The following is a 20,765-nucleotide window of genomic DNA, read 5'->3' on the forward strand; positions in this document are numbered from 1 at the left end:
GCGCTGTTTGACTGCCAGACCCTCACCGCCTGGGCGCCTGCCCCCCTGTGGGGGGCCCCCCGGTTCGGGGCTCCTGGACGGGGCGTCCCAATCGGCGGTGCCGGTTGGGACGCCCCGTCCAGGAGCCCGTTTGCCATGCCGCCCGGGGCGTGCGCACCGTGGAAGACATGGCACATCTACTGCGCGCGGAGTACGGCCCGAGCGGGCCGGCCGGCGGGGTGGCCAGGTGGCACGTGGTCCGTGCCGCCGACCCTTCGCACGGCATGTGCGGCGCCGAGATCGCCTCGGACGCCGAGAGCAGGCCGGAGGAGGCCTGGGGCACCGGGCTGCACTGCTGCCAGCAGTGCGGGTCGCTGTACCTCCACGAAGTGCCGTTCCTCCGGTCCGACCACGCGGGGAGGACCCGGTGAAACTGCACGACGAACTCCCGGTCGACCACCGGCTCGGCACGGTCTACCGCTACGGCGCGGGCCTGTGCGGGCTGTTCCTGGTGGTGTTCGGCATCCTCGGGCTGACCGGCGCCCACCCCGGGTTCCTGGACACCTCGGGCAAGGAGGTGATCGGCCTGTCCAGCAACGGGGCGCTGAGCGTGCTCTCCCTGGTGGCCGGCGGGATCCTGATCCTGGGCGCCGTGATCGGCGGCAACACCGCTTCCAACGTCAACATGATCATGGGCGTGCTGTTCGTGCTGGCCGGCTTCGTCGGCCTGACGGTGCTGGACTCCAGCGCCAACCGGCTCGCCTTCCACATCTCCAACGTCATCTTCAGCTTCGTCTTCGGCTTCGTGGTGCTGACCTTCGGCATGTACGGCCGGGTCAGCAGCCACCTGCCGCAGGACAACCCGTACTGGAAGGAGCGGCACGCGAAGGCCGCCGACCAGCCCAACGGCCCGCCCGCCCTGGTGAAGGTGCTCCGGCCCGGCCCGCCCAAGCCGACCGGGCACTGACGACCGCCGGGCCCGGGCCGGTTGACCCCGCGTCCCGGGCTGGGCGACCGGAGGGCGGCGGGTGGTAACTATGCTCGGGCCATGACCGAGATTTCCGAGCTGGACCCCGAGGACAAGAAGATCATCACGCTGGCCCGCTCGGCCCGCGCCCGCAACGGCGTGGCCGAGGGGGCCGCGGTGCGCGACGAGACCGGACGCACGTACGTGGCCGGGACGGTGGCGCTGGAGTCGCTGAAGCTGAGCGCGCTGCAGACGGCGGTGGCGATGGCGGTGGCGAGCGGGGCGAAGGGCCTGGAGGCGGCCGCGCTGGTGTCCGAGGCGGACGTCCCGGCGGCGGACGACCTGGCCGCCGTGCGGGACCTGGGCGGAGCCGGGACGCCGGTGCTGCTGGCCGGGCCGGACGGGGCGCTGAAGCTGGCCGCCGCAGCGGAGTGAGGCCCGCCGGGGGAGTGAGACCCGCCGGGGCGGGGCGGGGCGGGAAGCCGGGTGGGCGGGGCGTCCGGAGGGAGCCCTGCCGCCCTTTCCGCCCACCCCCTGGGTGCGATAATCGCACCGGCCGGGGCCGGTCCCGGCGGGGGAGGGGACATGGGCGTCGCGGCGTTCTTCTGCGGACTGATCCTCTGCGTCATGGGCTTCGGGCGCTGGCACGAGACCGGCTCCCCGTGGTGGCTGGCCGGCACCCTGACCCTGCTGGTGCTCGTCCTGGTCGGCGCGATCACGGGCGGCGGCAAGCAGAAGGCCGACTGAGCGGCCGGACGACGGCCGGTCGGGCTCGACGGTCGGTCGGGCTCGACGGGTGGTCGACGGTCGGACGGGTGGTCGACTGCGCGGTCGGGCGGGGCGCTCGGGCGGTCGGCGGCGACGCCCGGGCGTGCCCGGTGAGCGGGGCGGCCCCGGGGATCGGCGACAATGGGTGCCATGAATGCCCCTTCCTCCCCGTACCGCTCCGGGTTCGCGTGTTTCGTCGGCCGTCCCAACGCGGGCAAGTCGACCCTGACCAACGCCCTGGTCGGGACGAAGGTCGCGATCACCTCCGACCGACCGCAGACCACCCGGCACACCGTGCGCGGCATCGTGCACCGCCCCGACTCCCAGCTCGTGCTGGTGGACACCCCCGGGCTGCACAAGCCCCGCACCCTGCTCGGCGAGCGGCTCAACGACCTGGTCCGCACCACCTGGGCCGAGGTCGACGTGATCGGTTTCTGCGTGCCCGCCGACCAGAAGCTCGGCCCCGGCGACAAGTTCATCGCCAAGGAGCTCGCCGAGATCCGCAAGACGCCGAAGGTCGCGATCGTCACCAAGACCGACCTGGTCGACTCCAAGCGACTGGCCGAGCAGCTGATCGCCGTCCACCAGCTGGGTGCCGAACTCGGCATCGAGTGGGCCGAGATCATCCCGGTGTCGGCGGTCGGCGACCAGCAGGTCGAGCTGGTGGCCGAGCTGCTGACCAAGCTGCTGCCCGAGGGCGTGCCGCTGTACCCGGACGGCGACCTGACCGACGAGCCCGAGCAGACCATGGTCGCCGAGCTGATCCGGGAGGCCGCGCTGGAGGGCGTGCGCGACGAACTGCCGCACTCGCTGGCCGTGGTGGTCGAGGAGATGATCCCGCGCGAGGGCCGCCCCGCCGACCGTCCGCTGCTGGACATCCACGCCAACGTGTACATCGAGCGGCAGAGCCAGAAGGCCATCGTGATCGGCGCCAAGGGCTCCCGGCTCAAGCACGTCGGCACCACCGCCCGCAAGCAGATCGAGGCGCTCCTGGGCACCCCGGTCTACCTGGACCTGCACGTCAAGGTGGCCAAGGACTGGCAGCGCGACCCCAAGCAGCTGCGTAAGCTCGGCTTCTGACAGGGCGTCGCGCGGGGAGGGGTCGACCGGGATGGAACTGCACACCCACGAGTGGGGCACGGGCGGGCGCACCGCGCTGCTGGTGCACGGCATCCAGGGCGACCACCGCACCTGGCGGGTGATCGGGCCGGCGCTCGCCGAACGCGGCTACCGAGTGCTCGCCGTCGACCTGCGCGGCCACGGCGCCTCCCCGCGCGGCACCGGCGCGACCCCCGCCGAGCGGTACGGTCCCGAGCGGTTCGCCGAGGACCTGGTCGACACCCTGCCCGTCGGCGCCGACCTGGCGATCGGCCACTCGATGGGCGCCCTGGCGCTCCGGCTGGCGGTCGAGCGACTGAAGCCCGCCCGGGCGGTCTACAGCGACCCCGCGTTCGTGTACGTCCGCCCCGGGCTCGGGCCGGAGCCGTTCATCGGCTTCAAGCGCTTCGGGACGAGGGCGTTCATCACCGGCATGCACCCCAAGTGGGCCACCGAGGACGTGGACGTCGAACTCGCCTCGCTGGCGTGCTGGGACAGCGACACCGCGCTCGGCCTCTGGGCGTACCCCGGGCTGTCCGTGCTGCCGGACGCCCCGGTCGTCCCCTCGCTGGTCCAGCTCGCCGACCCGAGCACCCTGGTGACGGACGAGGACGCCGCCGAGCTGCGCCGCCGCGGCTTCGAGGTGCGCACCGTGCCGGGCGCCGGGCACTGCATCCACCGCGACGACCCGGCGGGCTTCCTGGCCTCGCTGCACGAATGGATCTGAACTCCCGCCCCGTGGCGCCAGGTTGACGGCGCGTCAGGCTCCTTCGCGCAGCACCAGGCTGACCAGTTCGCGCTGGGAGTCGGTGAGCTTGGGGTCGGCGCAGTGGACGGTGCGGCCGTCGACGGTGATCTCGTAGTGGAAGCCGTCGGGCACGCCGTACGCGGGCGCGCGCAGTCCGCCGGCCACCGCTTCTCGCGCCAGGGCGTGCACGTGCGGGGCGTCCGGGCGCTCCGCGGTGTCCATCTCGGCATACCGGAGCAGGCCGGCGAACCCGCCGGTGCGGGTGACCTGGATACGCATGGTTGTCAGTGTGCTACGCAACGAAGGGGTTTGCCGAGGCTTTTCACCAACTCCCCGCAGCCCGTTCGGGTCGTGCCGCGGGGGCGGCGGGAGCGGGGGCGCCGTCTCAGTGGGTGGGATCGTGGCGGGGCTCACTGCACCGCCCCGCCCGGTCTTGTTACAGTGGCGACATCATGCGTATCCGGCTGCTTCTTCTTAGCTGCCGCGGCGAGGGCCTGTAGTCCAGTCAAGGCCGGCCCCCTCGCCGCGGGGAGTCGTGTTGCGCCCAGTGTGATCTTTCGCGGCGCATCCAGTCGGCCGAGTTCGGGTGTCCTGTATCCCCCGACCGCAGACAGCCTTCGACAAGGGAAGCCGAGAGCCTCACCCATGACCGAACAGTCCTCCGTCGCCCGCGCGTTCATCGACCGCCCCACCCCGATCACCGCCGCCACCGTGCAGCAGAAGCCCTCGGGGATGCCGTTCCAGCGCTACGTACCCTTCGGCACCATCGACCTGCCGGACCGCACCTGGCCGAGCAAGGTGATCACCCGGGCCCCCCGCTGGCTGTCCACCGACCTGCGCGACGGCAACCAGGCGCTGATCGACCCGATGTCGCCGGCCCGCAAGCGCAAGATGTTCGACCTGCTGGTGAAGATGGGCTACAAGGAGATCGAGGTCGGTTTCCCGTCGTCCGGCGCCACCGACTTCAACTTCGTCCGCTCGCTGATCGACGAGGGCGCGATCCCCGAGGACGTCACCATCTCGGTGCTGACCCAGGCCCGCGAGGACCTGATCGAGCGCACCGTCGAGTCGCTGAAGGGCGCCCCGCGGGCCACCGTCCACCTGTACAACGCGACCTCGCCGCTGTTCCGCCGGGTGGTGTTCAAGGCGAGCAAGGACGAGATCAAGGCCATCGCGGTGGACGGCACCCGCCTGGTGATGGAGTACGCCGAGAAGATCCTGGGCGACGAGACGGTCTTCGGCTACGAGTACTCGCCGGAGATCTTCATCGACACCGAACTGGACTACGCGCTGGAGGTCTGCGAGGCGGTGATGGACGTCTGGCAGCCCGGCGAGGGCCGCGAGATCATCCTGAACCTGCCGACCACCGTCGAGCGCTCCACTCCGAACGTCTACGCCGACAAGATCGAGTGGATGTCGCGGAACCTGTCGCGCCGCGAGTTCGTCTGCCTGTCCACCCACCCGCACAACGACCGGGGCACCGGCGTGGCCTCCGCCGAACTGGCCGTGATGGCCGGCGCCGACCGGGTCGAGGGCTGCCTGTTCGGGCAGGGCGAGCGCACCGGCAACCTGGACCTGGTCAACGTCGGGATGAACCTGTTCTCCCAGGGCGTCGACCCGATGATCGACTTCTCCGACATCGACGAGATCCGCCGCACCGCCGAGTACTGCAACCAGATGCCGGTGGCCGAGCGCCACCCCTACGCGGGCGACCTGGTGTTCACCTCCTTCTCCGGCTCGCACCAGGACGCGATCAAGAAGGGCTTCGACGCCCTGGAGGCCGACGCGGCCGCCGCCGGCGTCCCGGTCTCCGAGCACACCTGGGGCGTGCCCTACCTGCCGATCGACCCGAAGGACGTCGGCCGCAGCTACGAGGCGGTCATCCGGGTCAACTCGCAGTCCGGCAAGGGCGGCATCGCCTACGTGCTGAAGAACGACCACAAGCTGGACCTGCCGCGCCGGATGCAGATCGAGTTCTCGCGGATCATCCAGGCCAAGACCGACGCCGAGGGCGGCGAGGTCACCCCCGCCGACATCTGGGCGGTCTTCCAGGACGAGTACCTGCCGACTCCGGCCAACCCGTGGGGCCGGATCTCGCTGAGCGGCTCCCGCAGCCTGACCACCGAGGACGGCCGCGACGTGCTGAGCACCGAGGCCGTCGTCGACGGCGCCCCGGTCGTCCTGACCGGCGCCGGCAACGGCCCGGTCTCCGCGTTCGTCAACGCGCTGGCCTCGATCGGCGTGGACGTCCGCGTCCTGGACTACGCCGAGCACGCGCTGAGCGAGGGCGGCGACGCGCAGGCCGCCGCGTACGTCGAGTGCGCCGTCGGCGACAAGGTGCTGTGGGGCGTGGGCGTCGACGGCAACACCGTGCTGGCCTCGCTGAAGGCCCTGGTCAGCGCCGTCAACCGGGCGGCGCAGCGCGACTGACGCCCGCCACCCGCGCTCCCGCGCGCTCCGAGGGGACCCGCCACCGGCGGGTCCCCTCCGCGTTTCCGGCCCGTCGGTCTTGCGGCCCTCGCCGGGCGCGGACATTGACGGATCATCAGGAGATATCCGGCCCGCGGTGCGGGCGTTCGGGTGGTGTCGTCGATCACATGTGGCCCCGGTCACAAATTTTCTCCCCGGCACCCGTTCAGGGTGCTGACACGAGCCTGTAACCGTGGCAACATCGTCGGACCGGAACCGGGGTCGGTGGGACGACTCGGGCGTCCGGACGCGTGACCTGCCCATTGATGTGCAGGCCGCCTGCCATGTCTGGGGAGTGGCGCCGTGACAGGGTTGTGGGGTGTTCGCCCTCGGTGGCGGACGGATGTCCTCGGTGAATTCTTCTGCCCGGGCTGTGGTGGAGACCGCAACTACCGCCGGCAACACGGCCGGCGGTGGCTGCGGTTGCTCGGGACCCCGGTCCTGCCGCTCGGCGGCGTGGTCCGCAGCGTCCAGTGCACCTCCTGCCGCGGCCGCTACGGGGTCGACGCCCTGGACCAGTTGACCTCGGTCCGGCTCGGCGCGATGCTCCGGGACGCCCAGTACACCATCGCCCTGGCCGCGCTCGCGGCCGGCGGCACCGCCGGGCGCAGCGGGCGCGAGGCCGCCTGCACGGTGATCAGGGAGGCCGGGTTCGACGACTGCGGCGAGGCCCAGGTGCTGGCCGCGCTGGCCGCGCTCTCCGGGCACGGCGGCGGCGAACCGATCGACGTGGACGTCGAGGGCGGCGGTCTCGCCGTCGAACTGCACGCCGCGCTCGAACCGCTCGCCCCGCACCTCGCCCTCCAGGGCCGGGAGCGGCTGCTCACCCTCGGCGCCGTGGTCGCCCTCGCCGACGGCCGCTACCTCCCGCAGGAGCGGGCCGCGCTCGCCGTGGTCGGCCGCTGCCTGCGCCTCACCGAGCAGCAGGTCGACCGGTTGCTGGAGGCGGCCACCCGCGCCCCGCACTGACCCGACCCGATCCCCTGCCGTCCGTTCCGCTCCCGTCCTTCCGCACCACCCACGAGCCGGGCCCGAAATCCCCCTCCCGGGCCCGCCGTGTCCCGCACCGCACGGGTGAAAGCCCCCACAACCCCGGTGCGGGTTCACGGCTGCGCGCCGTTGGCCGCCCGGCCCCTCCGCGGGTCCGTCCGCTGGCCCGTCCGCGGGTCCGTCCGCTGGTCCGTCCGGCCGGGTTGTCGGCGGGGTGCGGGACAATGGGTTCCACCATGAGTCTCTTCCGCGACGACGGCATCGTGCTGCGCACCCAGAAGCTCGGCGAGGCCGACCGGATCATCACCTTCCTGACCCGCCAGCACGGTCAGGTGCGGGCGGTGGCCCGGGGGGTGCGCCGGACCAAGTCGAAGTTCGGCGCGCGCCTCGAACCGTTCTCGCACGTCGACGTCCAGTTCTTCAGCCGCGGCAGCGAACTGGTCGGCCGCACCCTGCCGTTGTGCACCCAGGTGGAGACCATCGCCCCCTACGGCGCCCGGATCGTCGACGACTACGCCCGCTACACCGCGGGCACCGCGATGCTGGAGACCGCCGAGCGCTTCGCCGAGAACGAGGGCCAGCCCGCCGTCCAGCAGTACCTCCTGCTGGTCGGCGGCCTGCGCACGCTGGCCGCCGGCACCCACCACTCGCACCTGGTGCTGGACGCGTTCCTGCTGCGCTCGCTCGCCGTCAACGGCTACGGCGCGAGCTTCACCGACTGCGCCCGCTGCGGCCTGCCCGGCCCCAACCGCTTCTTCTCGCTCCAGGCCGGCGGCGTGCTGTGCGGCGACTGCCGGGTGCCCGGAAGTGCCGTACCCTCCCCTGAGACACTGGTACTGCTCGGCGCGCTGCTCTCCGGAGACTGGCAGACCGCCGACGGCTGCGAGCCGCGGTACTGGCGCGAGGGCAGCGGGCTGGTGGCCGCCTACCTGCAGTGGCACCTGGAGCGGGGCATCCGCTCGATGAGATACGTGGAGAAGTGAGCATGGTCGCGCGACGGCTGTTCGGCAGCAAGCGGACGTACGAGGCTCCGGCCCCGCACCCGAGCGGCGCCCAGCCGCCGAAGATCCCGGGCGAACTGGTCCCCAACCACGTCGCGGTGGTCATGGACGGCAACGGCCGCTGGGCCAAGGAGCGCGGACTGCCCCGCACCGAGGGCCACCGGGTCGGCGAGGGCGTCGTCCTCGACGTGCTGCGCGGCTGCCTGGAGGTCGGGGTCAAGAACCTCTCGCTGTACGCGTTCTCCACCGAGAACTGGAAGCGCTCCCCGGACGAGGTGAAGTTCCTGATGAACTTCAACCGGGACGTGATCCGCCGCCGCCGCGACGAGATGGACGCCATGGGCATCCGGATCCGCTGGGCCGGCCGGATGCCGCGGATGTGGAAGAGCGTGGTCCAGGAGCTCCAAGTCGCCCAGGAGCAGACCAAGAACAACGACGCGATGACGCTGTACTTCTGCCTCAACTACGGCGGGCGGGCCGAGATCGCCGACGCCGCGCTGGCCATCGCCCGCGACGTCGCCGCCGGGAAGCTCAACCCGGAGAAGGTCAACGAGAAGCTCTTCGCCAAGTACCTCTACTACCCGGACATGCCGGACGTCGACCTGTTCCTGCGCCCCAGTGGCGAGCAGCGCACCTCCAACTTCCTGGCCTGGCAGTCGGCCTACGCCGAGCTGGTCTTCCAGGACGTGCTCTGGCCGGACTTCGACCGCCGCGACCTGTGGCGCGCCTGCGAGCAGTACGCCCGACGCGACCGCCGTTTCGGCGGCGCGCTCCCCAACGAGGTCGCCACCGGGCTCCCGCCGCAGCGCTGACCGCGGACGCGCGCGGCGCGGGGCGGGTACGGCCGAGGGCCCGGATCGGACTGTTCCGATCCGGGCCCTCGCCGTGGCCGTTGCCCTCGCCGTGGCCGTTGCCCGGGGCGGACGGTGTGGCTGCCGCCCGGCCGTCGGGCGGTTACTGCTCCTGCTGCTTGGCGGCGCACTCGCCGCAGGTGCCGAAGATCTCCAGGGTGTGCGCGATGTCGCTGAATCCGTGTTCGGCGGCGACCGCGTTGGCCCAGCGCTCGACCGCGGGGCCCTCGACCTCGACGGTCGCCCCGCAGTGCCGGCACACCAGGTGGTGGTGGTGCCCGCTGCTGCACCGCCGGTAGACGGCCTCGCCCTCGGCGGTGCGCAGCACGTCCACCTCACCGGCCTCGGCGAGGGACTGCAGGGTGCGGTAGACGGTCGTCAGACCCACCGAGTCGCCCCGGTGCTTGAGCATGTCGTGCAGTTCCTGCGCGCTGCGGAAGTCCTCAATCTCGTCCAGGACCGCCGAGACGGCGGTGCGCTGCCGAGTCGAACGCGCGCGCGGCGACGGGCCTGCGGTGGTCACCGTGGGTCCTCCTGCTGATCGGGTGGTTTCGCACATCATTGTGCCAGCCCCCGACTTGACAGTGACTCCCCCGACCGCGGCGCATCGACCGTCGTTCCCGCCGCTGCCCGGACCGGCTCCGTTCCCTCCAGGACTGCGATCCGGCCCCCCGCGGTTCCCGGGTCACCGGGGGAGTCCCCGGCCGGACCGGGCAGGACCACGTCGCACACCGCCGGGCCGTGCTCGGCGGACGCCCGGTGGCGCCGCCTGGCCAGCGGCGCGGCGATCGCACTGAACAGGGCGAAGGTGAGGATAGCCAGGAACACGATGGTCGGGCCGGACGGCAGGTCGGCCTGGTAGGAGGTGCCGACGCCGAACAGCGCCGTCACCACGCCCACCCCGATCGCGGTGGCCTGGGTGGCCGCGAAGGAGCGGGTCAGCTGCTGGGCGGCCGCCACCGGGACCACCATCAGCGCGCTCACCAGCAGCAGGCCGACCACCCGCATGGCGACGGTCACGGTGACCGCGGCCATCACCGCGAGCAGCAGGTTCAGCACCCGTACCGGCAGGCCCGTCACCCGGGCGAACTCCTCGTCCTGGCACACCGCGAACAGCTGCCGCCGCAGACCCAGGGTGACCGCGAGGACCACCGCCGCGAGCAGGCCGATCACCGCCAGGTCGCCGGGGGAGACGAACAGGATGGAGCCCCACAGGTAGCTCTCCAGGCTGCCCGCACCGGACTGGCTGCTCATCGAGACCAGCAGCTTGCCGCCGGCCATGCCGCCGTAGAAGAGCATCGCCAGCGCGATGTCGCCGCGCTGGTTGCCGCGGGCCCGGACCAGCTCCATCACGACGGCGCCGAGCACGCAGACCAGCACCGCCGTCCACATCGGGTTGGCCTGGAACAGGAAGCCGAGGCCGACACCGGTCAGCGCGACGTGCCCGATGCCGTCGCCCATCAGCGCCTGCCGGCGCTGCACCAGGTAGATGCCGATCGAGGGCGCGGTGACGCCGACCAGGACGGCGGCGAGGAACGCCCGCTGCATGAAGTCGGGTTGGAACATCTCGATCATGCCAGTAGCCCCTGGGTGGTGCGGTGGTGGTCGTCGGCGTGCGGGTGGACGTGGTCGTGGCCGGGCAGCGCGTGCTGGCCGACGCCCCGGGGCGGCGGCCCGTCGTGGGCGACGCAGCCGTCGCGGAGCACCACGGCGCGGTCGATCAGCGGTTCGAGCGGTCCGAGTTCGTGCAGCACCAGCAGCACGGCGCAGCCGCGCTCGACCTCGTTGCGGAGGATCTCGGCGAGCACCTGCTGGCTGTCCACGTCGACCCCGGCCATCGGCTCGTCCATGATCAGCAGGTCGGGGACGCCGACCAGGGCGCGGGCGATCAGCACCCGCTGGTGCTGTCCGCCGGACAGGTGGGCCACGCCGTCGCCGGCCCGGTCCAGCATGCCGACGGCGGTCAGTGCCCGATCCACCGCGGCCCGGTCCTTGCGGCGGAACGGCAGCAGGCGGTGCTGCGGCAGCCGCCCGGTGGAGACCACCTCGCGCACGGTGGCCGGCACCCCGCCGGCCGCGGTGGTGCGCTGCGGCACGTACCCGATCCGGTGCCAGTCCCGGAACTTGCGGTGCGGCCGCCCGAACAGCTCCAGGCTGCCCCGGTCCAGCGGTACCGAGCCGATCACGCTCTTCACGGTGGTGGACTTGCCGGACCCGTTGGCGCCCAGCAGGGCGACCACTTCGCCGGGCCGGACGCTCAGGTCGACGCCGCGCAGCACCGGCCGCCCCCCGACGGTGGCGACCGCGCCCCGGAGGCCGACGACCGCCGGCCCGGCGTCCTCGGGGGAGGACGGACGCGGCCGGTCGGAGTCTGTCGGGGCAGTGACAGCACTCATGGTGATTCCTCGCTCTGTTCTCGCCGCTCGTTCAGGTGTCCGCTCGGTGGCGCGTGGGCGCGTGGGCGCGTGGGCGCGTGGGTTCGCGGGGTCGGTTGCTCGTGGGCTCAGCGGGTGCCGAGCGCGGCCCGCAGGTTGGTCAGGTTCTGCCGCATGACGGAGAAGTAGTCGTTCCGGTCCGGCTCCTTGATCCCTTCCAGCGGGTCGAGCACGGCGGTCTTGAGTCCGAGGTCGGCGGCGACGGTCTCGGCCAGCTTGGGGCTGACCAGGGCTTCGAAGAAGACGGTGGTCACGCCGTTCTCCTTGGCGGCGCGCTGGATCGCGGCCATCCGGGACGGGGTGGGCTCGGCCTCCGGGTCGACCCCGTTGATCGCGACCTGCTCCAGTCCGTAGTGGTCGGCGAGGTAGCCGAACGCGGCGTGGCTGGTGACGAAGGTCCGGGTGCCGGTGTTCGCCAGGCCGTCCTTGAACTCCTGGTCCAGGGCGGTCAGCCGGGTCACCAGGTCGTCGGTGTTGTGCCGGTAGTCGGCGGCGTTGGCGGGGTCGATCTCCGCCAGCTGGGCCCCCACGGCGCGGGCCACCGCCGCGTACCGGGTCGGGTCGAGCCAGATGTGCGGGTCTCCGGCCGGGCCGCTGTGCTCGTGCCCGTGCTCGCCGTCGTGCGCCTCGCTCCCGTCCGCCCCCTCCTCCCCGCCCTCGTCGAGGTGGTGGTCCACCAGGGGGGAGACGGCGGTGGCGTCCACCGCGTGCTCGACGTGGGACTGTGCGACGGCCTTGTCCACCGTGGGCTGCAGGCCCTTCAGGTAGACCACCGCGTCGGCCCGTTCGACGGCCGCGACCTGCTTGGCCGTCAGCTCCAGGTCGTGCGGTTCCACCCCGGGGGCGGTCAGGTCGGTGACCTTGACGTGCTCCCCGCCTATCTGCCGGGTCAGGTACTCCATCGGGTAGAAGGAGGCCACCACGTCCAGTCGGCCACCGTCCTTGCCTGCCGCGTTGCTGACACCGCCGCAGCCGGAGAGCAGTAGTGCTCCGGTGACGGCGGCGGCAGCGAGTGCTATCCGGGGGGACGGGCGGTGAATCCTCATGACAACCATTCTCATCTTATCTGGAAATGATTGTCAACTTGCATAGGGCAGGGGCGTCGCGTACCGGTGCCGGGCGCCCGTTCCGCCGCGCCTCCGCCGACCGCCAACACGCCGGAGGGCGCACTGCTGTTCACTCCCGGTACAGCCACCCGGCGGCCCGCCCGTGCCACTATCGAGTTGATCCCCGCCCCCGCATCCCCGGTACCCTGAGTTATTCGGGCGCGCGCAACCAGCGGCGCCCTGACCGTGCCGTCGTACTGAAGAGAGCACTGTGGCCGCCGACAAGATCGACACGATCGTCAGCCTGAGCAAGCGCCGTGGCTTCGTCTACCCCTGCAGCGAGATCTACGGCGGTACCCGCGCCGCCTGGGACTACGGTCCGCTGGGAGTCGAGCTCAAGGAGAACATCAAGCGCCAGTGGTGGCGCGCGATGGTCACCGCTCGGGAGGACGTCGTCGGTATCGACTCCTCGGTGATCCTGGCCCGCGAGGTCTGGGAGGCGTCCGGCCACGTCGCGACCTTCAACGACCCGCTGACCGAGTGCCTCTCCTGTCACAAGCGCTTCCGCGCCGACCACCTGGAAGAGGCGTACGAGGCCAAGCACGGCAAGCTGCCCGCCAACGGCCTCGCCGACCTCAACTGCCCGAACTGCGGCAACAAGGGCGCCTTCACGGAGCCCAAGGAGTTCTCGGGCATGCTGAAGACGCACCTCGGTGTCACCGAGGACGCCTCCGGCCTGGCCTACCTGCGCCCCGAGACGGCACAGGGCATCTTCACCAACTTCCGGGCCGTCCAGACCACCACGCGTAAGAAGCCGCCGTTCGGCATCGCCCAGGTGGGCAAGAGCTTCCGCAACGAGATCACCCCCGGCAACTTCATCTTCCGCACCCGCGAGTTCGAGCAGATGGAGATGGAGTTCTTCGTCAAGCCGGGCGAGGACGAGACCTGGCACGAGTACTGGCTCGAACAGCGCTGGAACTGGTACGTCGACCTCGGCCTGCGGACCGAGAACATGCGCTTCTTCGAGCACCCCAAGGAGAAGCTGTCCCACTACGCCAAGCGCACGGTGGACATCGAGTACCGCTTCAACTTCGGCGGCAGCGAGTTCTCCGAACTGGAGGGCGTGGCCAACCGCACCGACTACGACCTGACGGTGCACAGCGAGCACTCCGGCCAGGACCTCAAGTACTTCGACCAGGATGCGAACGAGCGCTACTTCCCGTACGTGATCGAGCCCGCGGCCGGCCTCAACCGCGCCATGCTGGCTTTCCTGCTCGACGCCTACTTCGAGGACGAGGCGCCGAACGCCAAGGGCGTCATGGAGAAGCGCGTCGGCATGCGGCTCGACCCCCGGCTCGCCCCGGTCAAGGTCGCGGTGCTCCCGCTCTCCCGCAACGCCGACCTCTCGCCGAAGGCCCGCGGCCTCGCCGCCGACCTGCGCTCCGCCTGGAACGTGGAGTTCGACGACGCCGGCGCGATCGGCAAGCGCTACCGCCGCCAGGACGAGATCGGTACCCCGTTCTGCGTCACCGTCGACTTCGACACCCTTGAGGACAACGCGGTGACCGTCCGCGAGCGGGACACCATGGCGCAGGAGCGCGTGTCGCTCGACCAGGTGAAGTCCTACCTGGCCACCCGCCTGATCGGCTGCTGACACCGGACGCCGGAGTAGCAGGGCCGCGCTTTCTTCGTCCGGCCGGTGAGCGTCCCGAGCGGGGGCGCCCACCGGCCGGACGGCGTTTCGCCGCCGGTGCGGTCGTCCGCTCAGCGGCGCTGACGGGACTTCGACCTGGGCCGGAGGGCCGGTTCGGTCGGCAGCCCCGCGGTGCGCAGCGCCGCGAACGCGCTGCGGGCCCGCCCCTCCTCCAGGCCGTCCGCGGCGAACAGCACCGCGTTGTACAGTTCCACCGAATCCCGGACCGCAGCCGCGAACTGGCCGACGTCGTCCGCCGAACGCATCCGCACCAGCTCGCCGACCAGTTCGGTGGCGGATTCCTCGCCCAGCGCCGCGGCGATCGCCGCGACCTCCCCGACCGGTCGGCCCGCAGCCTGGCGCAGCAGGTGACGGGCGTCGCCGGAACGCCCTGACGCCCGCAAGTTCCTTGTCAGTTCGGAGAGTTCATTGGCGGGCGCGGAGGCCCGTTCCCACAGCAGGGTCTGTCCGTCGGCCGACTGCCCCGACTGTTCCAGCGCCGCGAGCAGGGCGGGGAAGGCCTGTGCGCTCACCGTCCACAGGGCGTGGAACAGGTCGGCCGCCTCCTCCACCAGTCCCTCGCGGCGCAGTTCCGCCAGTGTGGCCGCCGCGTGCTCCGGAGCGCCGAGGGCCACCGACCTGGCCAGGTAGGTGGAGGAACCGGTCGGTCCCTCGCTGCGCAGGAGGGTGGCCAGCCCGACCAGGTCGGCCGGCGCGATCACCAGCGCCACCTGGCCCACGACGGCTGCGGACTCGTGCACCGCGCCCTGTCGGTGCAGGTCGGTGATCCGCTGGACGAGGGTGATCAGTTCGGCACCCGTCCGGGGCCGGGCCCCGCCCGTCGTCGGGGGTGCCGCGGTGCCACCCCCGGCGGCTCCGGAGCCCCCGGGTGCTCCGGAGCCCTCGAACCCGGTGTTGCGGTTGCCGGTGTCGCGGTCGCCGGTGGGGGAGCCACTACCTGCGACGGTTCCCGTACCCGTACCCGTACGGGTGTCCGTGCCATGGTCGCGTCCGGTGCGGGGGCGCCATGTCTGTGCGGAGGCGGCGCTCTGGGTTCTGTGGTCGTCGAAGCCCTTGCCGGGAAGGGGTGTTCTGGCCCACGAGGTGCCGACGGGTTCGTTCGTTCCGGCAACCGGTCCGCCGGGGCGGTCGATCGGGTCGGGTTCGCCGGTGCCGGGCGGGGCGCCGGCGGAGGTTGTGCGGTCGTCGTTCTTCCGCGCGGCGCGGCGGGTCCGGCTGATCCTGAAGCGGGCGCCGCGAAGTGGCGGGGGGTCGGTGGCCGGGGCGGGGTCGATCGTGTCGCCGGTTGTGCCGTCCGGAGCACCGGCGGGTTCGGTGTGGGGTCCTCCGCCGAAGCGGGCTCCGGTCGGGAACGCGCGCTGCGGGGGAGCCGGGCGGGCGGTCGGCCCGGTCGAGCGGTGGGACCAGGGGTCTGCGGGGAGGTGCCCGGGAGTGCCGTTCGCTGTGGTGGCGGGCGCGGGCGCGGGCGCGGGCGCGTGCGCGGGCGCGGGCGAGGGCGGGGCGCCGTCTGCCAGTCGGCCCGCCAACTGCCGGTCCTCGGCGGCGAGGAGGCGGTCACTCAGTTCCAGACAGCGTGCGCCGAGTCCTTCGCGGAGGTTCTGGGCCTGGGCGAGCTGTCGCATCAGCTCGGGGTCGGGCTGTCGGGGTGGGCGGCCGTACATGGGCGCGTGGTCGGGTTCGTGGCCGGCCCGGACGGCCTCGGCGAGTCTGCGCTCGCGCTGCGCGGCGAACTGGCGTGCTCTCAGTAGTTCGTCCAACTCCGCTCTGAGCGTCTGGACATCGGCCGAATCCGGCCCCGTATCGCGTACGGTCATCGCGCCCCGCCCCGACCTCTCCACGGAGGCCACCCGACCGGCCTCCGAACACAACGACTGGTGGCCATCCTGGCGCTGGCGTACGGCGGCCACGTTACGGGAGCAAGTCTTAACCTTTTCGAGATGGGGGTGCGAGTGGCCGGTGCGGTGCGGGAGACCGGTGGAAATCGTGAATTTCGGCCAAGAACCGTCCGGCTTGCCCTGCTTGTGCCGGGTGCAGTCAACTCCCCATTCGCTGGCTGGAGTTGGGGTGGCCAGATCAGCTCGCCAGTCGCGTCCGCGCCTCCATCAGCGCGAAGCCGAGCAGGTTCAGACCCCGCCAGTGGGACGGGGAATCCGCCCGTTCGTCGTCGGCCGCCAACCCGATGCCCCAGATCCGGTCGAGCGGGCTGGCTTCCACCAGGACGCGCTGACCGGTACCGAGCAGGTACGCGCGGAGCCGCTCGTCCTGCCCGAACTTCGCGGTGCTGCCAGTCACCACCAGTTCGAAGCGGTGCGCCACCCACTGCTCCTCGTCGAACCCCTTGACCAGACGGCCGAGGTTCTTGGCCTCGGCGGGCGTCCGGGCCCGGAGGATCTTCGGGACCGCCTCCTCGTCCTCGAACAGCCGGGCCTTCCCGGCCATCATCCAGTGCTCGGCGGTGAGGTACCGGACCCCGTCGACGGTGAACGGGGAGGGCCACCACTGACTGAGCGCTCCGGGCCCGATCTGCCCGCCCCGCTGCGGCCGGTGCCCCCAGAAGCGCAGGTACTTCGGGTGTGCCCCGGAACCGACCGCAGCCGCCAACTGCTCGCGGGTGCGCGTCTCGTGCGGCGGGAGGGGCGGGTTCGTCGTCATGCCGCCATCCTCGCACCGGCCCCGGCCGTCGGCTTTTCATTTTCCTGCGGCCACCCGCGGTGATGCCCGCCCGCACCCGGGGCACCTCTCCAGGTCGTGCCGCTTGCCAGGCGCCCGTTCTTTTCGTGCCGGACGGCGTACGGCACTGCGCCCGCCGGCCGCACGCCGCACCGGCGAGCGCGACCCCGGGAGGGGGCCGATGGCCGGAACGTGGTCGTCGGTCGGCAGGGCGAATCGCACTGTGCAGGAATCAAGGATCGGAAGACCCCGGAGGGAGAACAGCGGAGAGGGGACGATCGGATCGACGGTGGTGTCCGCCGGATCACCGCAGGACCAGGCAACTCCTTCCGGCCCGGGACCGGGCGCGTTGTTCAGGGCGGCGAGGGAAGGGCAGGGGACGGGCGGCCCGTTCAGGGGCCGCTCCAAGGGCCGCTCAGACTCCGGCCGAGGAACGGCGGCGCGAGCCGGCCGCGTACCGGTGGGACTGCCGCGAGCGCACTTCCCCGGAGCGGCACCGCTGCTCCGCGGCGAGGCGGTGCCGTACGCCGGGACCCCCGGGCCCGCCCCTCGCGGAGCCGGCCGCTCCCGCACCAGCGGACGCCACCCGGCACGGCCGATCCGGGCGACGCCCGGAGGCCCAGTGCCCGGTTCGGGCCTGCGGCCCGGCCGCCGCCGCTCGGTCGGGCGGTCGCACCGGGCGGCCGTACCCGCTCGCGGCCGGGGTCGTCGAGGAGTCCCTGCCGGAGCTGGGGCGTGACGCTTGACCGGGGGACCGGTGAACCGGCTCGTCGCCGGTCACCCGCAACCGGCGCGACATTCCGGCGTACACCCGGCTGGCCTGGACGCCGGTCACCACGCCCGAAACGGACTGCACCGTCAGGTGGACGTTCTGCACAGACACTCCTTCCGCGGGGAACCCGGCGGGCCGCTCGCCCGCCGGAGACGAGGGGGCGGCACGCTCCCGGAGCAGCCGGGGGCGACGACGCCGACCGGCCGCCGGCACCGGGGCACTGCTCCTCCGGAACGCCGTCGACCAGCACTTCGCGGCCAACGGCAGCTCCGCGCACGCCGCCATCAGCAGGGCGGCCAGCAGTTCGCGGCCGCCGGACGCGGTGGCCAGGTCGCACCCGGCGTCCAGGACCAGCAGGGCACCGGCCAGAACAGCGGGCCAGAACGGGCTCAGGCTCCGCCGCAGCCGTACGCCGACCGTGCACAGGGCTGCTGCCTCGCCCAGGTCGAGCACGGCCCAGGGGCGGCCGCCGGGGAAGGCGGCGAGCAGAGCGGCCCAGGGCAGCAGGAGCACCCCGCAGCCCAGGAACAGCACCTCGGCCCGCAGCCGACCGGCCCGTCGGCCCGCGACCGCGGGCCGCCCCGGCCGGACGGTGCCACCGGCACCGGCGGGGACGGGCGTGCGGACGGACCCGATCACGTCGTCCTCCCCCGGGCCGGGCGGTCGGCGCAGGCGCAGCCGGCCGCGGTCGGCAGTCGTGCCCAGCGGAACTGCCCGGCCGTCGAGCCGAACCAGAACCGGCCCGTCACCCGCACCGCAGCGGCTCCGGCGGCCCGCCGCCGCAGACCGCCGGTGAGGAAGCGCACCGGCGGGGCCGTTCCGCAGGGCGGCAGCCGGCCCCACGCGCACGAGACCGGCCCTCTCCCCGGGCCTCCGAACGGATCGCGCCGTGCTCCGCGCAACCCGGAGCCGCCGAGCGGGGAGTCGACCACGACGTCGAGCAGTTCGCCGTACTCGTAGACCTCCATGGCCGGACGGCGGCCCGTGCGCAGCCGCGCCACCCAGGGGCCGATCGCGGTGATCAGCCCCGACTCGCCGGGCCCGTCGGAGAGTTCGGGGCAGGTGTGGGAGAAGCCGGGGGCCGTTGCCCAGACGGAGGAGAAGGGGACGCGGCCGCAGCGGAGCAGGTTCGTGTTCGTCATGCCGTCAAGAATCCTTCGACGCAAAGATCCTGTCGGTAGCCTGCGGTTCCGTCTTTATGGTGTAGCCAGCTACACCATAAAGACGGAGGCCCACGCCATGGATGCCGGAATCGGGCGGACCCTACGCTGATCCGCATGTCCCAGTCGAAGATCGATACGCCACCGCACCGGGCAGCCCGGGGAGCCGCGGTCCGTGCCGCCCTGGCCGCGCGCACGCCGTGGTCCGCGAGCGCTCGACGGGACTCGCTGTTCCTGGCCGCGGGCCTCCCGTTCGGCCTGCCCGCCGTGATGGTCCTCAACGGTCCGCACGGCCTGGTGCTGATGTACCTGCTCTTGGCGGTGGTCCTCCTCGACCTGCTGACCACCGCCCAGCGCAGCCGGGTCCGGGCCCTGCGCGGGGTGGAGGTCCCGGGCCGGGTCCCGCCGGAGGCGGCGTGGCTGGTCCGGCTCCGCGCGGGGCTGACGTGGCGCCAGGCGGTCCACCACCTGGTGGTCGCTCCGCTGCAGGCCCTGTGCGCCGGGCTGGTGCTCGCCCTCTGGGGTGCGTCGGCCGTCCTGCTCGGCTTCTTCGGCTGGGTGTGGCTGCTGCCGCCGGACAACCCCCTGCGCACCAGACCGGGTTGGGCCGTCGAGGGCGTCTCCGCCACCGTCGGCGGCCTGCTCCTGCTGGCCGCCACCCCCTGGCTCGCCGCCCTGTTCGCCGCCGTCGACCTGTGGACGGTCCGCGCCCTGCTCGGCCCCAACCGGGCGGAGGTGCTGGAGCGGCGGGTCGAGCACCTGGCCCGGAGCCGGGTGGACGTGGTGGACGCGGCCGACGCCGAGCGGCGCCGCATCGAGCGGGACCTGCACGACGGCGCGCAGCAACGCCTGGTCTCGCTCGCGATGAACCTCGGCCTCGCCCGGCGCACCCTCAAACACCTCCCGCCCGAAGCCATGGAGGTCATCACCGCCGCGCACGAGGAGGCTCAGGCCGCCGTCAAGGAACTCCACGACCTGGTCCGCGGCCTGCACCCGGCGGTCCTGGAGGACCGGGGACTCGACGCGGCGCTCTCCGGGATCGCCGCCCGCAGCCCTGTCCCCGTGCACCTCACGGTCGACCTCCCGGGCCGGATAGCCCCCACCGTGGAGGCGGTCGCCTACTTCACGGTCTCCGAAGCGCTGGCCAACGCCGCCAAGCACTCCCGGGCCTCCCGGGTCGACCTCGTCCTGCGCCGGTCGGCCGACCGGCTGCGCATCACCATCACCGACGACGGTGTCGGCGGGGCGGAGGCCGGCCGGGGCAGCGGCCTCACCGGCCTGCGCAAACGCGCCGCCTCGGTCGACGGATCGTTCACCATCACCAGCCCCCGCGGGGGCCCGACCACCATCACCATGGAGCTGCCGTGCGAGCTGTGATCGCCGAGGACTCGGTCCTGCTGAGGATCGGCATCGTCAAGGTACTGGAGAGCGAGGGGTACGAGGTCGCCGCCGCGGTGGGGGACGCCGAGGCGCTGCTCGCCGCCGTCGAGGAGCACCGTCCGCAGATCGTCGTCGCGGACGTCCGGATGCCCCCGGGCTTCGCCGACGAGGGCGTCCGGGCCGCACTGATGATCCGACGGCAGTGGCCCGACACCGCGGTCGTCCTGCTCTCCCAGTTCGTCGAGGAGCGCTACGCCGCAGACCTGCTGGCCAAGAACACCAGTGGCGTCGGCTACCTGCTCAAGCAGCGGGTCGCCAACGTGGACGAGTTCGTGGAGGCACTGCACCGGGTCGCCCAGGGCGGCACCGCCCTCGACCCCGAGGTGGTCGCCCAACTGCTGCTGCGGCGGGACAGCGATCCGCTGCACCGGCTAACGCCCCGGGAGCGGGACGTCCTGGCGCTGATGGCCGAAGGGCGTTCGAACACGGCGATCGCCGAGTCCCTGGTGGTCAGCGACAGCGCCGTCTCCAAGCACATCAACTCCATCCTCACCAAGCTCGACCTGCCGCCCGCGGAGGAGACCCACCGGCGGGTGCTCGCGGTGCTGCGCTTCCTGGAGGTCAGCCAGTGACGCGGACCGCACCGCCCGAACCCCGGGCGGCTCCCGCGCCGGGCCGGCTCTCCCGCTGGCTGCCGGCCCCGGGGCCGCCCGGGCC

General features: G+C 72.6%; 22 protein-coding genes. 13 read left to right on the forward strand and 9 right to left on the reverse strand.

What is annotated here, in order from left to right:
* The first annotated feature begins 167 nt into the window (after nt 1–167).
* The 6 genes from ACWEO5_RS32440 (at nt 168) to ACWEO5_RS32465 (ending at nt 3,539) form a co-directional block, all read left to right on the forward strand.
* A complete protein-coding gene (locus tag ACWEO5_RS32440; RefSeq protein WP_452165736.1) occupies nt 168–410 on the forward strand; it encodes a hypothetical protein in 243 nt (80 codons plus the stop codon).
* Complete coding sequence (locus ACWEO5_RS32445; protein ID WP_452165737.1) at nt 407–946, forward strand: DUF4383 domain-containing protein; 540 nt, start codon at nt 407–409, stop codon at nt 944–946. Before ACWEO5_RS32440 ends, ACWEO5_RS32445 begins: the two co-directional genes overlap by 4 nt.
* Before the next feature lie 81 nt (nt 947–1,027).
* Nucleotides 1,028–1,381 carry a cytidine deaminase gene (locus tag ACWEO5_RS32450; RefSeq protein WP_452165738.1) on the forward strand — a complete coding sequence of 118 codons (354 nt, stop codon included), beginning with the start codon at nt 1,028–1,030 and terminating at the stop codon, nt 1,379–1,381.
* 150 nt (nt 1,382–1,531) lie between these two features.
* Entirely contained in the window at nt 1,532–1,693 is a 162-nt protein-coding gene (locus tag ACWEO5_RS32455; RefSeq protein WP_452165739.1) for a hypothetical protein, read from the forward strand.
* A 171-nt stretch (nt 1,694–1,864) separates the two neighbouring features.
* The gene (era, locus tag ACWEO5_RS32460; RefSeq protein WP_344550000.1) at nt 1,865–2,794 is read left to right on the forward strand and encodes a GTPase Era; all 930 of its coding nucleotides are present in this window, start codon (nt 1,865–1,867) and stop codon (nt 2,792–2,794) included.
* Between the two features lie 31 nt (nt 2,795–2,825).
* Nucleotides 2,826–3,539: an alpha/beta fold hydrolase gene (locus tag ACWEO5_RS32465; protein ID WP_452165740.1), complete on the forward strand. Its 714-nt coding sequence runs from the start codon at nt 2,826–2,828 to the stop codon at nt 3,537–3,539.
* A gap of 33 nt (nt 3,540–3,572) precedes the next feature.
* Here ACWEO5_RS32465 and ACWEO5_RS32470 read toward each other — a convergent pair whose 3' ends face one another.
* The gene (locus ACWEO5_RS32470; RefSeq protein WP_344549998.1) at nt 3,573–3,839 is read right to left on the reverse strand and encodes a protealysin inhibitor emfourin; all 267 of its coding nucleotides are present in this window, start codon (nt 3,837–3,839) and stop codon (nt 3,573–3,575) included.
* Between the two features lie 366 nt (nt 3,840–4,205).
* Between ACWEO5_RS32470 and leuA the strand changes: the two genes are divergently transcribed.
* From leuA to ACWEO5_RS32490, 4 genes are all read left to right on the forward strand, one after another.
* Entirely contained in the window at nt 4,206–5,990 is a 1,785-nt protein-coding gene (leuA, locus tag ACWEO5_RS32475; protein WP_452165741.1) for a 2-isopropylmalate synthase, read from the forward strand.
* Nucleotides 5,991–6,452: 462 nt separating this feature from the next.
* Nucleotides 6,453–6,998 carry a TerB family tellurite resistance protein gene (locus tag ACWEO5_RS32480; RefSeq protein ID WP_452165742.1) on the forward strand — a complete coding sequence of 182 codons (546 nt, stop codon included), beginning with the start codon at nt 6,453–6,455 and terminating at the stop codon, nt 6,996–6,998.
* Between the two features lie 257 nt (nt 6,999–7,255).
* Nucleotides 7,256–8,002 (forward strand): DNA repair protein RecO, encoded by a 747-nt coding sequence (recO, locus tag ACWEO5_RS32485; RefSeq protein WP_344549995.1) that lies wholly within the window; start codon nt 7,256–7,258, stop codon nt 8,000–8,002.
* A 2-nt stretch (nt 8,003–8,004) separates the two neighbouring features.
* Complete coding sequence (locus ACWEO5_RS32490; protein WP_452165743.1) at nt 8,005–8,832, forward strand: isoprenyl transferase; 828 nt, start codon at nt 8,005–8,007, stop codon at nt 8,830–8,832.
* A gap of 142 nt (nt 8,833–8,974) precedes the next feature.
* On the opposite strand, the gene ACWEO5_RS32495 is transcribed toward ACWEO5_RS32490, so the two are convergent.
* From ACWEO5_RS32495 to ACWEO5_RS32510, 4 genes are all read right to left on the reverse strand, one after another.
* Nucleotides 8,975–9,394, reverse strand: coding sequence for a Fur family transcriptional regulator (locus ACWEO5_RS32495; RefSeq protein WP_344549993.1), 420 nt, complete (start codon nt 9,392–9,394; stop codon nt 8,975–8,977).
* A 35-nt stretch (nt 9,395–9,429) separates the two neighbouring features.
* A complete protein-coding gene (locus ACWEO5_RS32500) occupies nt 9,430–10,446 on the reverse strand; it encodes a metal ABC transporter permease (protein WP_452165744.1) in 1,017 nt (338 codons plus the stop codon).
* On the reverse strand, nt 10,443–11,267 hold the full coding sequence (locus tag ACWEO5_RS32505; protein ID WP_452165745.1) for a metal ABC transporter ATP-binding protein: 825 nt from the start codon (nt 11,265–11,267) through the stop codon (nt 10,443–10,445). The genes ACWEO5_RS32500 and ACWEO5_RS32505 overlap by 4 nt, the downstream gene beginning before the upstream one ends.
* 107 nt (nt 11,268–11,374) lie before the next feature.
* Entirely contained in the window at nt 11,375–12,352 is a 978-nt protein-coding gene (locus tag ACWEO5_RS32510; protein WP_452165746.1) for a metal ABC transporter substrate-binding protein, read from the reverse strand.
* A 271-nt stretch (nt 12,353–12,623) separates the two neighbouring features.
* Here ACWEO5_RS32510 and ACWEO5_RS32515 point away from each other — a divergent pair, with 271 nt between their 5' ends.
* A complete protein-coding gene (locus tag ACWEO5_RS32515; RefSeq protein ID WP_344549989.1) occupies nt 12,624–14,006 on the forward strand; it encodes a glycine--tRNA ligase in 1,383 nt (460 codons plus the stop codon).
* 110 nt (nt 14,007–14,116) lie between these two features.
* On the opposite strand, the gene ACWEO5_RS32520 is transcribed toward ACWEO5_RS32515, so the two are convergent.
* The 4 genes from ACWEO5_RS32520 to ACWEO5_RS32535 all read right to left on the reverse strand — a co-directional run bounded on the left by ACWEO5_RS32520 (nt 14,117) and on the right by ACWEO5_RS32535 (nt 18,650).
* Complete coding sequence (locus ACWEO5_RS32520) at nt 14,117–15,823, reverse strand: hypothetical protein (RefSeq protein WP_452165747.1); 1,707 nt, start codon at nt 15,821–15,823, stop codon at nt 14,117–14,119.
* Between the two features lie 316 nt (nt 15,824–16,139).
* Nucleotides 16,140–16,718, reverse strand: a complete 579-nt coding sequence (locus ACWEO5_RS32525) for an NADAR family protein (RefSeq protein ID WP_452165748.1) — start codon at nt 16,716–16,718, stop codon at nt 16,140–16,142.
* A 433-nt stretch (nt 16,719–17,151) separates the two neighbouring features.
* Nucleotides 17,152–18,147 carry a hypothetical protein gene (locus ACWEO5_RS32530; RefSeq protein WP_452165749.1) on the reverse strand — a complete coding sequence of 332 codons (996 nt, stop codon included), beginning with the start codon at nt 18,145–18,147 and terminating at the stop codon, nt 17,152–17,154.
* On the reverse strand, nt 18,144–18,650 hold the full coding sequence (locus ACWEO5_RS32535; protein WP_452165750.1) for a hypothetical protein: 507 nt from the start codon (nt 18,648–18,650) through the stop codon (nt 18,144–18,146). The genes ACWEO5_RS32530 and ACWEO5_RS32535 overlap by 4 nt, the downstream gene beginning before the upstream one ends.
* Before the next feature lie 135 nt (nt 18,651–18,785).
* On the opposite strand from ACWEO5_RS32535, the gene ACWEO5_RS32540 reads away from it, so the two are divergent.
* Both ACWEO5_RS32540 and ACWEO5_RS32545 read left to right on the forward strand, forming a co-directional pair.
* Nucleotides 18,786–20,045: a histidine kinase gene (locus ACWEO5_RS32540; protein WP_452165751.1), complete on the forward strand. Its 1,260-nt coding sequence runs from the start codon at nt 18,786–18,788 to the stop codon at nt 20,043–20,045.
* Complete coding sequence (locus tag ACWEO5_RS32545) at nt 20,033–20,680, forward strand: response regulator transcription factor (protein ID WP_344549984.1); 648 nt, start codon at nt 20,033–20,035, stop codon at nt 20,678–20,680. The genes ACWEO5_RS32540 and ACWEO5_RS32545 overlap by 13 nt, the downstream gene beginning before the upstream one ends.
* Nucleotides 20,681–20,765 lie beyond the last annotated feature (85 nt).

Source organism: Kitasatospora sp. NPDC004272 (assembly GCF_053603035.1).

Excerpts from the sequence above, each read along its gene's own strand:
- ACWEO5_RS32455 (WP_452165739.1), top strand. The coding sequence starts at position 1,532 with ATGGGCGTCGCGGCGTTCTTCTGCGGACTGATCCTCTGCGTCATGGGC.
- ACWEO5_RS32505 (WP_452165745.1), bottom strand. The coding sequence starts at position 11,267 with ATGAGTGCTGTCACTGCCCCGACAGACTCCGACCGGCCGCGTCCGTCC.
- ACWEO5_RS32500 (WP_452165744.1), bottom strand. The coding sequence starts at position 10,446 with ATGATCGAGATGTTCCAACCCGACTTCATGCAGCGGGCGTTCCTCGCC.
- ACWEO5_RS32525 (WP_452165748.1), bottom strand. The coding sequence starts at position 16,718 with ATGACGACGAACCCGCCCCTCCCGCCGCACGAGACGCGCACCCGCGAG.
- ACWEO5_RS32540 (WP_452165751.1), top strand. The coding sequence starts at position 18,786 with ATGTCCCAGTCGAAGATCGATACGCCACCGCACCGGGCAGCCCGGGGA.
- recO (WP_344549995.1), top strand. The coding sequence starts at position 7,256 with ATGAGTCTCTTCCGCGACGACGGCATCGTGCTGCGCACCCAGAAGCTC.
- ACWEO5_RS32465 (WP_452165740.1), top strand. The coding sequence starts at position 2,826 with ATGGAACTGCACACCCACGAGTGGGGCACGGGCGGGCGCACCGCGCTG.
- ACWEO5_RS32490 (WP_452165743.1), top strand. The coding sequence starts at position 8,005 with ATGGTCGCGCGACGGCTGTTCGGCAGCAAGCGGACGTACGAGGCTCCG.
- era (WP_344550000.1), top strand. The coding sequence starts at position 1,865 with ATGAATGCCCCTTCCTCCCCGTACCGCTCCGGGTTCGCGTGTTTCGTC.
- ACWEO5_RS32450 (WP_452165738.1), top strand. The coding sequence starts at position 1,028 with ATGACCGAGATTTCCGAGCTGGACCCCGAGGACAAGAAGATCATCACG.
- ACWEO5_RS32535 (WP_452165750.1), bottom strand. The coding sequence starts at position 18,650 with ATGACGAACACGAACCTGCTCCGCTGCGGCCGCGTCCCCTTCTCCTCC.
- ACWEO5_RS32440 (WP_452165736.1), top strand. The coding sequence starts at position 168 with ATGGCACATCTACTGCGCGCGGAGTACGGCCCGAGCGGGCCGGCCGGC.
- ACWEO5_RS32470 (WP_344549998.1), bottom strand. The coding sequence starts at position 3,839 with ATGCGTATCCAGGTCACCCGCACCGGCGGGTTCGCCGGCCTGCTCCGG.
- leuA (WP_452165741.1), top strand. The coding sequence starts at position 4,206 with ATGACCGAACAGTCCTCCGTCGCCCGCGCGTTCATCGACCGCCCCACC.
- ACWEO5_RS32510 (WP_452165746.1), bottom strand. The coding sequence starts at position 12,352 with ATGAGGATTCACCGCCCGTCCCCCCGGATAGCACTCGCTGCCGCCGCC.